The 12,709-nt window shown below is 65.5% G+C and carries 12 protein-coding genes; 1 reads left to right on the top strand and 11 read right to left on the bottom strand.

The window, feature by feature from the left end; translation table 11 throughout:
* Positions 1-20: 20 nt before the first annotated feature.
* From pncA to AKN83_RS33065, 11 genes are all read right to left on the bottom strand, one after another.
* On the bottom strand, positions 21-641 hold the full coding sequence (gene pncA, locus AKN83_RS33015) for a bifunctional nicotinamidase/pyrazinamidase (protein ID WP_050401501.1): 621 nt from the start codon (positions 639-641) through the stop codon (positions 21-23).
* On the bottom strand, positions 641-1,459 hold the full coding sequence (locus AKN83_RS33020; RefSeq protein WP_050401502.1) for an aspartate dehydrogenase: 819 nt from the start codon (positions 1,457-1,459) through the stop codon (positions 641-643). The genes pncA and AKN83_RS33020 overlap by 1 nt, the downstream gene beginning before the upstream one ends.
* Complete coding sequence (locus AKN83_RS33025) at positions 1,459-2,877, bottom strand: M20/M25/M40 family metallo-hydrolase (protein ID WP_063695654.1); 1,419 nt, start codon at positions 2,875-2,877, stop codon at positions 1,459-1,461. Before AKN83_RS33025 ends, AKN83_RS33020 begins: the two co-directional genes overlap by 1 nt.
* A gap of 127 nt (positions 2,878-3,004) precedes the next feature.
* A complete protein-coding gene (locus AKN83_RS33030; RefSeq protein WP_050401504.1) occupies positions 3,005-3,493 on the bottom strand; it encodes a Rid family hydrolase in 489 nt (162 codons plus the stop codon).
* Between the two features lie 19 nt (positions 3,494-3,512).
* Positions 3,513-3,920, bottom strand: a complete 408-nt coding sequence (locus AKN83_RS33035) for a c-type cytochrome (RefSeq protein ID WP_063270684.1) — start codon at positions 3,918-3,920, stop codon at positions 3,513-3,515.
* Complete coding sequence (locus AKN83_RS33040) at positions 3,920-5,512, bottom strand: NAD(P)/FAD-dependent oxidoreductase (protein WP_083992341.1); 1,593 nt, start codon at positions 5,510-5,512, stop codon at positions 3,920-3,922. The genes AKN83_RS33035 and AKN83_RS33040 overlap by 1 nt, the downstream gene beginning before the upstream one ends.
* Before the next feature lie 124 nt (positions 5,513-5,636).
* Positions 5,637-6,389 carry a 2-amino-5-chloromuconate deaminase CnbZ gene (cnbZ, locus tag AKN83_RS33045; RefSeq protein ID WP_050401506.1) on the bottom strand — a complete coding sequence of 251 codons (753 nt, stop codon included), beginning with the start codon at positions 6,387-6,389 and terminating at the stop codon, positions 5,637-5,639.
* A gap of 497 nt (positions 6,390-6,886) precedes the next feature.
* Entirely contained in the window at positions 6,887-8,107 is a 1,221-nt protein-coding gene (locus AKN83_RS33050; RefSeq protein ID WP_050401507.1) for an ABC transporter substrate-binding protein, read from the bottom strand.
* A 201-nt stretch (positions 8,108-8,308) separates the two neighbouring features.
* Positions 8,309-9,754, bottom strand: a complete 1,446-nt coding sequence (locus AKN83_RS33055) for an amidase family protein (RefSeq protein ID WP_050401508.1) — start codon at positions 9,752-9,754, stop codon at positions 8,309-8,311.
* 41 nt (positions 9,755-9,795) lie between these two features.
* Positions 9,796-11,214, bottom strand: coding sequence for an amidase family protein (locus tag AKN83_RS33060; protein ID WP_050401509.1), 1,419 nt, complete (start codon positions 11,212-11,214; stop codon positions 9,796-9,798).
* A gap of 43 nt (positions 11,215-11,257) precedes the next feature.
* Positions 11,258-12,052 (bottom strand): FadR/GntR family transcriptional regulator, encoded by a 795-nt coding sequence (locus tag AKN83_RS33065; protein ID WP_050401510.1) that lies wholly within the window; start codon positions 12,050-12,052, stop codon positions 11,258-11,260.
* A gap of 94 nt (positions 12,053-12,146) precedes the next feature.
* Here AKN83_RS33065 and AKN83_RS40125 point away from each other — a divergent pair, with 94 nt between their 5' ends.
* Positions 12,147-12,689 (top strand): hypothetical protein, encoded by a 543-nt coding sequence (locus AKN83_RS40125; RefSeq protein WP_050401511.1) that lies wholly within the window; start codon positions 12,147-12,149, stop codon positions 12,687-12,689.
* Positions 12,690-12,709: the final 20 nt, after the last annotated feature.

A 12,709-nucleotide genomic window follows, 5' to 3' on the forward strand; every position in this document is an offset into this window, starting at 1 on the left:
TTGCCCCGGCTTGGCCACGCTCAGGGAATCTCCTCGACCAGCGCCACGCCGGCCTCGCGCATCGCGGTGGTGGCAGCGGCAAGCGAACCGCCGAGATCGATGCCGCGGCAGCCCGGCAGCACGACCGCCGTCTCGAAGCCGAGCCGCCGCGCATCGAGCGCCGAATACTGCACACAAAAATCCGTGGCGAGGCCGGCCATCACGACCCGCCTGAACCCACGCTCGCGCAGATAGCCGGCGAGCCCGGTCGGAGTTGTCCGGTCATTCTCGAAGAACGCCGAATAGGAATCGATCGCGGCCCGGAACCCCTTGCGGATCACGAGCTCGGCCCGCTCGGTCGCAAGGTCCGGACGAAACGCGGCGCCCGCAGTGCCCTGGATGCAATGATCCGGCCACAGCGTCTGCGGCCCATAGGGCATGGTGATCGATGAAAACGCCGCCGCGCCCGGATGCGAGATCGCAAACGAGCTGTGACCCGCTGGATGCCAATCCTGGGTCAACACGACATGATCGAAGTGCGCCGCGAGCCGGTTGACCACGGGCACCACGGCATCGCCGTCGGCCACCGCCAGCGCGCCGCCGGGGCAGAAATCGTTCTGCACGTCGATGATCAGCAAGAGATCGTCGGGCTGGATGTGCATCACGTGCCGATCCGCAACGATGCGCGCAGCTTGCGCAGGCAGGCGATCACCGACAGCGCGGTGATGCGACCGGTCTTGGGGTTCTCCGAGGGGATGTTCTCGATCATCATCGAGAACCGTGCGGAATCGGAATCGACCTCGATGCGGTGGGTGTTGCGCGTCACCGTCGGATCCGCCCAGATCTCGACCCTTGTGCGATCGGGGCCGATGCCGGCGAGCGACAGCGCCACGGCGACGTTGAGATTGGCCGGAAAGCCCTTTGCGGCGTCGCGCGCGCTGCCCTCGAAGATGCGCAGCGGCTCGGTGATGCCTTCGATCCGGATGTTGTTCTCGACCAGATGCGGCGCGCCGACCAGGCCCGCGACCGGCTTTCTAGTCACCAGCTTCGCCGAATGGATGGTACCGATCGCCGCCGCGGTCACCGCATCGAGCCCGATCAGCGCGCCGGTCGGCACGATGATCTGGCCGCCATGGGCTTTGGCGAGATCGATCAGGTCCTCATTCTGCAACAGCGCGCCGACGCTGAGCACGACGGCGGTCTTGCCGCGCGCGACCACCGGCGCCACGATCGCGCGCACGACCTTGCTCGGCGCGCACTCGACCACGATGTCGGCGACATCAGCGAGCTCTTCGATCGGCACCAGCTTCGGCGCGGACTTGAGACCTTCGACCCAGGCGCGGTGCTTGTCGGGGCTGTTCGCGGACACCGCGACCAAGGTCAGGCCTTCGATGCCCCGATCGAGCGCCTTGACGACGTCCGTGCCGATTGCGCCGAGGCCGGCGACCGCAACCCGCGTCTTCGTCTTGCTGTCAGCCATCATTTCCCGCCAGCGAGCATTTTGACCAGACGATAGAGATATTCCTCGCCCTCGTAGAACGACTTGACCAGCACGCGCTCGTCCTTGCCGTGGGCGCGGTTGTCGTCGACATCGGATCCCAGCCCGGAATGGCCGTAGGTCGGAATCCCGGCATTGCGCAGATAGCTGCCGTCGGTGGCGCCGGTGCTCATCACGGGGACGATTTCGGCATCGGGCCAGAACTCCTTCGACAGCTTCTCGATCGATCCCATCACCTCCTCGTTCAGCGGTGACGGCGGGCTCAGAACGGCCTTGCCGGTCGGGGTCACCTCGATCTGCTTGTCGGCGAGCACCCGCTCGATCGTCGCCTCAACGCCTTCGACCGGCTCGCCGGGCAGGATCCGGCAGTTCACCTTGGCGGTTGCCAGCTGCGGCAGCGCATTGATGGCGTGGCCGCCCTCCAGCATGGTCGCGACACAGGTGGTGCGGAGCTGCGCGTTGTAGCCCGGATTCTCCGACAACCGCGCCAGCGCCGCCGGGTCAGGCTGCGGCGCAAGGATCGCCTTGATATCGTCGGCATGCGACTTGTCGACCTCGGCGGTCTTGGCGAAGTAGATCCGGGTCGTCTCGTTGAGATTCATCGGGAAGTCGTATTTGGAGAGCCGCACCAGGCCCTCGGCGAGCCGATAGATCGCATTGTCCTTGCGCGGCAGCGAGCTGTGGCCACCACGATCCTTCACCGTGAGCAGGTAGCCGATCGAGACCTTCTCGCTGGTCTGCACGCTGTTACGGATCGCCTTGCCGTTCTTCAGGCCGACGCCGCCGCCTTCGTTGAGCGCGAACTCGGCATCGATCAGGTCGCGGTGGTTCTTGATCAGCCACTGGATGCCGAGAGCGTTGGCATCGAGGATCTCCTCGTCGGTCTCGAGCGCGACGATGATGTCGCGATCGGGCTTGTAGCCCTCCTTCTTGTAGCGGATCAGATTGGTGATGAAGGCCGACGCCATATACTTGTCGTCGCCGGAGCCGCGGCCGTAGAAATAGCCGTCCTGCTCGGTGAGCTTGAACGGGTCGACCGTCCAGTCCTCGCGAAGCCCAGGGACGACGTCGATATGGGCAACCAGGAGGATCGGCTTGCGCGCGCCGGAGCCGTGCAGCCGCGCCACCAGATTGCCCTTGTGAGGCGCCGGCGAGAACACGTGCACGTCGCTCTCGGGGAAGCCCGCGGCCCGGAGCCGCGCGCCCATCGCCTCGGCCGCCTTCTGGGTGTCGCCGGTCGCGGTGGTCGTGTTGATCTCGACCAGCTCCTGGTAGATGCCGCGGGCGAATTGCTGCTGCTCGGTCAGTCCCTGCGCGCCGGCGCCGGACGCGAGCAGGAGCGGCGCGACCGCTGCCGCAAGCTGCAGCGATCGAACCATGTTTCGGGTCTTGTGCGACATCGTGCTCTCCCAGAATTCCACCATCTCGGGCGCGAATTCAGACAGGCGATACGCGTTTTGGCAAGACGCCGAGCCCTTCAATTTCCGCGCGCATGCCTAGCGCTTTCGCGCACGCTATTTGGGGTCCTTATTTCGCATCCTTGACCGCGATCACCTCGATCTCGACCAGGAAGCCGGGATTGGCAAGTGCGGCGACGCCGACCACCGAGCGCGCCGGCAGGTTCGGCTGGCTGCCGCCGAAGAACTGGGTGTAGCCCTCCATGAAGGCCTTGAAGTCCATCGGCGCCGCCGCGCTGTGCACCAGGAACACCTGCATCTTGACGACGTCGCCCATGCCGAGCCCCTGGCCTTCCAGGATGGCCTTGATGCGGCCCAGCACGCCGACGGTCTGCGTCTTGGTGTCGCCATAGGCCTGCGGGCTCGACGGATCGGCATCCTTGTTGATGACCGGCGGCACCTGGCCGCTGACATAGACCGTCGTGGTGTTGCCGGTGACGGTCACGGCCTGCGCGATCGGGAATGTCGAGTTGGGAATCGGATGCCTGACCACGTCAGCCGAAGCGGCAGTTGCTATCGCCGACAGTGCGGCGCCCAACACGATACCGATGAACTTCATCGAACTCTCTCCAAAATGGTTAGCGGCGGGCGTCCTGGACGTCCTTGGTCGTCACCGCGTCCTGATAGCTGTTGCCGAAGTGCGTCCGCAGATAATTCACAACCGCGGCGACCTGACCATCGGTCATCATGTCGCCGAATGCCGGCATGCCGCGGCGGCCGTTCACGACGAGGTAGATCGGATAGCTGCCGGTTTCGAGACTCTTGTTGCCGGCGAGCGAAGGATAGCTGCCGGCGCCGCTCGCGCCCGTCGCATCCGGCATGTGGCAGCCCTGGCAGACATTGCCGAACAGCTCTTCGCCGGTCATTTCCACGAAACGATAGCCCGAAGAGAAGGTGCGCTTGCCCGCCCCGCTGTCCTCGCCAAGCGCCGCGGTCGCCGACATGAGCGCCAGCGCCGCGATCACGGATGTTGCTGTCCGCACCATCATGTCTTCACCACACGTTCGTGCAATCGGGTAATGGCATCGAGCGCCGACAGGATGGCGCCCTCCTGCCAGGCCGGAAGCTGCGAGGCATGCTCGCCCGCCAGCGCGATGCGGCCGTCGATCTGGCAGAGATTGCGGTAATGCTGCGCCCGTCCGGCTTCGGTCCACTCGCCGGCGCAGCCGAGCGTGAACGGCACCCGATGCCACGCCACCGCGACGCCGTTCTCGAACTCGCTCTTGTACTGCGGATGGATCTTGGCGCCGAACTCGACGGCGCTGGCGACCCGTTCGGCCGGTGTCATGGCGGTGAACTCGAAGGAATTGGCGCCCTCATACAGATAAGCGCCAAGCAGGACGCCGCGGCCGCCGCGGTTGAAGCCATAATTGGGATAACCGATATTGCGGATCGGCAGGTCGGTGTAGCTGATGCCGCCGTAGATCGCCTCGTCCTCTTCCCAGAACCGCCGCTTGAACTGCAGCCCGACCTTCACTGAGGCGGCGTAGGGCAAGGAATCGATCGCATTCTTCATCGGCCCGCTGACGTCGAGCGGCAGCTGGCTCAGGATCGGCAGCGGGATGGTGCAGATGCACCAGTCGGCGGTCGCCTGCTGCACCGCTGAGGGACTGGCGGTGTCGACATAGCTCACGGTGACGCCCGAGCCGTTCTGCTGGATCTGTGTCACCTTGGCGTTGTAGCGGATGAGATCGCCGACCTCGCGCACGAACGCCTTGCCGATCATGTCCATGCCGCCGACCGGCTGGAACAGAGTGGTCTGGAAATCGTAGCGCGCGTAGGACTGCAGATAGCGCCACATCCGCGACCGCAGCAGTTCCTGCAGCGAGACCGGGTCGCTGGGCAACGGATCGCCCATCAGGCCGCCGCCGGGATCGCGCGCATAACCGCGGACGTCGGCGGAGCGCAGATTGGCATTGTACTTGTAGTCGCGATCCAACGCGCCCCAATCGCGCAGCGCCTGCAGCAGGATCTCCTGATCTTCCTTGCTGACGAACTCGTCGAGCCTGCCCTGCTGGCCGACTTTCGCCAGCAGCTCCGAAACCCCGCCCTGGAAATCCGCCTTGATGCTGCGAAAGCGTTGCGGCTTGCCGTCGAATGCGCGCGTCGCGTGCACATAGGCATTGTGGTTGAGCTGGATGAAGGGTTCCAGCGTCACGTTGAGCCGGCGGCAATAGTCGAGCAGCGCGCGATGATGATAGGGAATCCGCCACGGGCCGGGATTGAGATAGAGCCCCTGCTCGAACTGGCAGGTCTGCCTGAAGCCGCCGAGCTCGGTAAAGCTGTCGCCGCCGCGGATCGTCCAGTTGCGGCCGCCGGCGCGGTTGTTGAATTCGAGGATCTGGACCTTGTAGCCGGCCTTGCGCAGCTCCAGCGCCGCCGTCATGCCGGCAAGCCCCGCGCCGAGAATCAGCACCGAAGCGCCCTTCACATCGCCCGCGAGCTTGAGCGGCCCCTTGTAGGCGGACTCGGATGCGAAGCCGAGGCTCGTCATCGCCTGATACATCGCCGAACTGCCGGCGATGGTCCCGATCAGCGCCAGCAAATCCCGCCGCCTGATCACAGATTCGTTCTGCACCCGCGTTCACCCAGCCACTGGTTTCGATGGCGAAGGGAAACGGTTGACGCGACCCGTGTCAAGAAAGCGCACGCGCTTGCACATGCACCCACACGCGCTTTTGATGCGTCACGCGACCGAACCATCACACCACGCGTTCGAGTTGCACGCGCCGGCAGTCCATTTCGAAGTCGAGCCCGACCACCGGCGGCCGGTCGAAATGCCAGGTCAGGCCGTTGCGCAGTGCGCCGCGGCGGCCGAGCTCGCTTTCGAGCACTGGGTAGGCGTCATGCACGGTGTAGAGCTGCACCGCGGTGGTGTCGCGCCAGGAGGCGCCGAACGCGCTCATCCGGCGTTCCATCTCGCCAAGTACGAATTTGGCTTTGGCCAGGATGCCGGCCGGGCTGGTATCGCCGAGCGCGACGGTGTGATCGCGATAGTTGGCCTTGCCCTCGACCGACTCGCCGCTGCCGGCGACGACGAAGCTCGTCGGTGCGTCCTTCGCCGCCGGCACCGTGTAGCAGAAGGCGTGGAACGACGGCTCCGCGGGCGGATCGAGTTGTGGACAGACATTGCTGCGCGCCACCGGATTGACGCCGTCGCGCATCACGCCCCAGGCGATCAGCGTCTTGATGTAGATCTCGTTGAAGGCCTTGAACGCGTCCTCGGTGAACGGCGCCGGCGAGCGCAGTTCGCACGCAGCGAACGCGGTCAGCGGACGGCCGGCGCCTTTGATGATGTCGGCAATCTTCTCGAAGCCCGCGCTCAGCGGCACAGGCTCGGAGAACCTGGCTCGCTCGATGGCATAACCGGGCAGCGCACCGATGCCACAGGAATACTGACTGACGCCAGGCATGAAGCGGTAGCCGCCGTTGGGAGCCCCGATGGTGTTGGTCATGGTGCCTCTGTTGGATACGGTCGTCGCGATGATGTTCTGCCAGGGAGGATACGCTGGAATATTGCGATGTCATCACCGCTGACTACCAGTCCCTGCTTTCGCAGGGACGACAATGCTTTGCGCAGCCGCCGAGCCAAACGTTCGGGTTCTCGCGGCATGATTTGCCGAGGCCTGCATCTCGTTCCCCCTTTTCACCTCGAAGAGGGCGCAGGGAAAGCGAAAGGGCTTGCGCCGTGGGGCAACGCAGTGGGCGCGCGCACGTGAGGCGGGCACCGGCGGCCGGGTTCCCTCTCCCGTTGCGGGAGAGGGTTAGGGAGAGGGGTGCTACACGACGGGCTCTCTCCGAATTTATCAAACAGCAAGCGAACGAAATTGCGAGGGCGCGCCCTCATCGATCGTCGCGCCCGGGGCCACCCCTCACCCCACCCTCTCCCGCAACGGGAGAGGGAGCCCAAGAGACGTGCTCAACTCACAACATTCCGCGGCATCTCGCGCCCTTAATGCGCTTTGGCGACGTAGGGGCAACCGCCTTCATCGAGCGGACGGAAGGCCTGGTCGCCCGGCACCGTCGCCAGATATTCGTAGAGATCCCACTTGCTCTTGGACTCTTCCGGCTTCTTGATGCGCATCAGGTACATGTCGTGTACCATGCGGCCGTCCTCGCGCACGACGCCGTTCTGGGCGAAGAAATCATTCACAGGGGTCTTGCGCATCTGCGCGATCACGGTCTCCGAATCCGCCGAGTTGGTGGCGGCGACCGCCTTGAAATAATGCCGCAGCGCCGAGTTGACGCCGGCCTGGTAGGCCGTCGGCATCGCGCCATGCCGCTTGAAAAACTCCTGGGCGAAGACGCGGGTCTCGGGTGTGCGATCCCAATAGAAGGAATCGGTGAACAGCAGATCGTGGGCATGCGCGAGGCCGAGCGCCGGCACGTCGGTGAGCGTCACCTGCAGCGCGACGAGCTGCATGCTGGCGCGGATGTTGAACTCGTCGGCCTGCGACACCGCGTTGCGGAAGTCGGAGCCGGCGTTGGCGAGCGCCAGGATTTTTGCGCCGGACGACTGCGCCTGCAGCAGGAAGGAGGAGAAATCGGCGGTGTCGAACGGATGGCGGACCGCGCCCAGCACCTTTCCGCCGGCCGATGTCACGGCCTTGCTGGCGTCGCGCTCCAGCGCCTGGCCGAACGCATAGTCCGCGGTGAGGAAGAACCAGGGCGTGCCGCCGCGCGCGACCACGGCCTTCGCCGTCGCGTTCGAGGACGCATAGGTGTCGTAGGTCCACTGCACGCTGGTCGGCGAGCACTGCTTGCCGGTCAGGTCGGACGAACCGGAGCCCGAGATCAGGAACAGCTTCTTGCGTTCGCGCGTCACGGTCTGGATCGCGAGCGCCACCGCCGAGTTGACGCCTTCGGCGATCACGTCGACACCCTTGTTGTCGATCCAGTTGCGCACGATGCCGGTCGCCACGTCAGGCTTGTTCTGGTGGTCCGCCGAGATGATCTCGATCTTCCGTCCGCCGACCGTGCCGCCGATCTCCTCCGCGGCCATTTGCGCCGCGATCACCGAACCCGGGCCGTTGCCGTCGGAATATTGCCCGCTCATGTCGGTGATGATGCCGACGCGCAGGACACCGTCCTCCGCGCGAGCCGCGCCGGCGGCAAGAGAGAGACACGCGGCAGCGATTGCGATCAGGACAGGCGAGCGTTTCGTGGTGGACATTTCGTTCCCAGGGATTCGGATGGTTCGGACAAACTCCTGAAGGAATCAGGGGGCGCGGGCAACCCCGCGGCCAGCATGGCGCTCTGCGATTCAGCGCGAGAATTCCGGGAGGAGGAACATGCCGCGTCGCAGGTCATGCGAACGCCGCGACGAAATTTGGCCGCGGCGTTTTCTATAGTGCTGAATGGTTTCGCGATCGCCTCAGCGCCGCTCCCACAACTGCCGCGTCAGAATGCCGACCTTGCGCTCGATCGCGTCGGCCGCATCGAGGCACATGTCCTCGCGATAGCGCGAGCCGACGATCTGGACGCCGACCGGCAATCCCTCATGCAGGCCGACCGGCACCACGGCCGCCGGCAGCCCCAGCACGTTGATCGACGAGATGAAGCGCAGATCGTTCCAGAACAAGTCCTTGACGCGCTGGTCGCCGCCGAGGTCGGCATTGACCTCCGGCGTCTTGCGCACCGAAGTCGGCATCAGCACCAGCGGATATTGCTCGAGGAAGGTCATCCAGCTCCTGATGTGGCGCGAGCGTTCGGCGATCGCCTTCATGTAGCCGGCCTGATCTAGCGGATTGGCCAGCGCCATGAAGCCGCGGAACGTCTTCTGGAAGTCGGCGCTGGAGGTCGCCAACATCTGCTCCTGCTGCAGGATGCGGGTCTCGGTCATGATCAGGTCGCACCAGAGCTGCCAGACCTTGTTGAGATCGGGTACCTCGACCTCGCTGACCGCGTAGCCCGCATCGGCCAGATGATCGGCCGCCTTGCGCTGAAGCGCGATCACGCCGCGATCGGTCACCATGTCCTCGGGGATTTTTGCGAGCGCGACCTTGACCGGTGCGGCGGGCTTCGGCCCCGTCAATGGCGCCGGAACGTACCAGGGATCGCGCGGGTCGCGCTGTGCCATCACCTCGAGGCCGAGGCGGACGTCGGCGACGTGGCGCGCCAGCGGTCCCTGCGACGACATGAATTGCGCCATCAACGGCCGTTCCGCCGTGGCGCTGGGATTGAAGGCCGGAATCCGGCCCTGGGTCGGCTTGATGGTGGCGATGCCGTTGCAATGCGCCGGCCAGCGCAGCGAGCCGCCGATGTCGTTGCCATGCGCAATGGTGCCGATGCCGGCCGCGATCGACGCGCCGGCGCCGCCGGAGGATCCGCCGCAAGTCACCTCCGCATTCCAGGGATTACGGGTCAGGCCATGCAGCGGATTGTCGGTGAAGCCGCGCAGCGAGAATTCCGGCGTGTTGGTCAGGCCGATGATGACGGCGCCGGCCTTCTTGAGATTGGCCGTCACCGGCGAGTCGCCCGGCGCGATATTGTCCTTGAAGGCAACCACGCCGTTGGAATTGGCCTGGCCTTCGACGTCGATGTTGATCTTGATGGTGACCGGCACGCCGTGCAGCGGCCCGACCGCGCCGCCCTTCGCCTTGCTCGCCGCCAGCGTCTCGTCGGCGGCCCTGGCCGCCTTCAGCGCAGCGTCGCCGAGATCGACGACGACGGCGTTGAGCGCCGGGTTGGCTTCCTTCTTGCGGTCGAGATGGGCGCGAACCACCTGCTCCGACGTCACTTCGCCTTTCCTGATCGCCGCCGCCGTCTCCACGGCGGACCATTGCCAGATCGGTGTAGTCGTCACGTTGTGCTCTCCCATGATGCTCAGTGCTTGTTGTTGGCTTCGAAAACCGCGTGCCTTCAGTCGCGTGGGTCGATCGGTGTCAGCGTCGAGGCGCGCGCCTCGATCACCTCGGCAACAGTGAGACAGACATCCTCGCGGAAGCGGCCGGCGATCACCTGAACCCCGACCGGCACGCCGCCGGCGGTCCCCGTCGGCACCACGACCGACGGAAAGCCGAGCGCTGGGACGGCGAGCAGCGGCCGCTGCGCATCGAGCAGCGCCCGCACCACCGTTGCGTCTTCCTGATCCTGATCGAAGCGAAACGGCAGTTGCGCCGAGACCGGCAGGATGATGACCGGGCACCGTTCCTGGAACAGCTGCCAGGCCCGCACGATCGAAAGCCGCTGCTCGAAGCAGGCCAGCACCTGATCGCCATTGAGCTCGGGTGCATAGGCGATATGGCCGTCCAGATTGTAGCGGCTGCGGTCGTCGCCGAACTTGCGGATCATCGGCGCCAGCACGCGCCGCTCCTCATTGATGACGAGGCGATGCCAGAGATCGGCGGCCTCCGCGAGCCGCGGCGGGGTGGTCTCCTCCACCGCAAAGCCGGCTTCCGCAAGCCAGCGGCCGGCGGCCCGCACCGCTGCGCTGACCTCCGGCGCTTCGTCGCCGAACGGCGTCGCCGCGATCGCAACGCCGACCGGACGCTTGAGCGGCGCGCCCTGCAGGGGTACCGGCAGCCACGTGCCGTCGCGCGCATCCGGTTGCGCCATCGCGGCGAGACCAGCGCGCAGATCGGCGACCGAGCGCGCGAGCGGCCCCTGCACCGACATCATCTGCGCGGTGATCGGACGATCTGTTGTCGCCGACGGATTGAATGAGGGAATTCGGCCCGGCGTCGGGCGCAGACCGGCGACGCCGCAGGCATAGGCGGGATAGCGGATCGAGCCGCCGAAATCATTGCCATGCGCGATCGCGCCCATGCCGGAAGCGACCGCCGACGCCGCGCCGCCGCTGGAGCCGCCCGGCGTCAGGTGCCGGCCCCAGGGATTGTGGGTCGCGCCGTGCAGATCGTTGTTGGTGAACCAGCGGTGCGAGAACGCTGGCGTGTTGGTGCGGCCGACGATGACGGCGCCCGCCTTGCGGAAATTCGCGACGACCGGGCTGTCATCGGTGGCGATCACGTCGCGGAAGGCGACGACGCCGTTGGTGGTGGCGTGGCCGCGTTGATCGACGTTGACCTTGATGGTGACCGGTACGCCATGCAGCGCGCCGAGCTCCGCGCCTGTCTTCACCGCATCATCTGCGCTATCCGCCGCGGCCAGCGCTTCGTCCGCCAGCACCTCGACGACGGCGTTCAGCGCCGGATTGACCGCAGCGATCCGGTCGAGGCTGGATTGCACGGCCTCCCGGCTCGAGATCGCGCGCGTCGCGATCGCCCGCGCCAGATCGACCGCCGACCAACTCCACAATTCATTCTCGCGCCGCGTGACCATTGTTGTTCCCTCCAACGCGTATGCAACCGTCATCCGGTGCGGTTCAGTCGAGCCGCAACGGCTGGTGAAAGACCGGCAGATCCATGCGCCGGTCCTCCGCGGGGACGACCACCGCTTCGGCGCTCAGCACATGCTCGAGCATCACGCGCCGGGCACGCGCGGCGTTGCCGGAGCGGAACGCGGCCATCAGGCGCTTGTGAAACTCGATGTTCTCGCAGGTGAAGCTGGATGCGAATTCCTGCACGCCGAGCTTGCCGATCAAATGCCGGATCGCCTCGTTGACGAAGCGGGCGACCAGGCCGAGCAACGGATTGGGACAGGCCTCGATCAGGATGTCGTGGAAATCGATCTCGGCGTGGCGGTGGTGCTCCCAGTCGGCAATGCCGCCGGGATGATGCTCCTGCACCGCGATCGCCTTGTCGAGCGCGGCGAAATGCGCCGGCGTGAGGTGGCCGACCACGCTGAAGGCGAGCTCCGGCTCGATCAGGCGGCGGATCTGGTAGATCTGCGCGGTCGAGATCGACTGGAAATAAAAGTAGTTGCTGAGCAGGCCGACGATCCGGTTGATCGACACCGGCGCCACCCGCGCGCCGCCGCCGGGACCCGTGGTGTTCTGCACCAGCCCCTGCACTTCCAGCGATTTGAGCGCCTCGCGGATGGTCGAGCGGCTGCAGCCGAACATCTCGATCAGCTCGACCTCCTGCGGCAGCCGGTCGTTCGGCTGCAAGCCGGCCTGGAAGATGTGGCTGCGGATCAGATCGGCGACCGCGTCCGAACGCTTGCGCTTGATCGCGGCGCGCCGCGACGGGTCCAGGGAGGGCAGAGCCGATTTATCCATTTTATGATCATAAATAGGATCGAGACAGCTTGGCAAGCCTCCAGTGGCCTCAAGGGGGACAATCCTGCCCTCAAAGCGGACTTTGGCTCACGGCGTGGCGCATCTGCCGACAGAATCCTTCGACGAGCTGGGCAAGCGCGTCGAAATTGACGAGCAGCCGTTCGGCCCGCTCCCGGTCAACCGAACCAGGCGCGAACGATTCCGTCAGACGCCGCTGACGATCTGCACGATCCCGGCACATTATGGCCCTGCTTTCGGCAAACTCGAGTTGCTCGCGTCGGCGGCCGAGCTTGTCTTCTTCCTCGAGCAACCGCTTGTTGAGCAGCGATCTTGTGCCGGTTGGAAGATCCGGACGTTTCAACAGATCCAGGTGGTGGTCGATGTTTACGCGCGCGATGGACTCATTCACGTCGGTGCCCCCCGCCAGTCGCAGGCTGGGCCGGCGAGGCTTGGCTTCAACGTGCAAGAACTGCTCGATCTCCGCAAGGAGTTGACGAAGCTCATCGGTCGAAAACCGTTGCAGGGCATCGAGGACCTGGCTTCGGGAGCTCTCCGGATAGACGTCGTCGTCTTCGGCCATTGGCGTGCAACAAGTCAGAAAAAAGCCCTGTCAGGCGGGCACCATGCATTTGTATGAAAAAGTAGCGACAACCATTG

The sequence above is a fragment of the Bradyrhizobium embrapense genome (assembly GCF_001189235.2).
Lineage (GTDB): Bacteria > Pseudomonadota > Alphaproteobacteria > Rhizobiales > Xanthobacteraceae > Bradyrhizobium > Bradyrhizobium embrapense.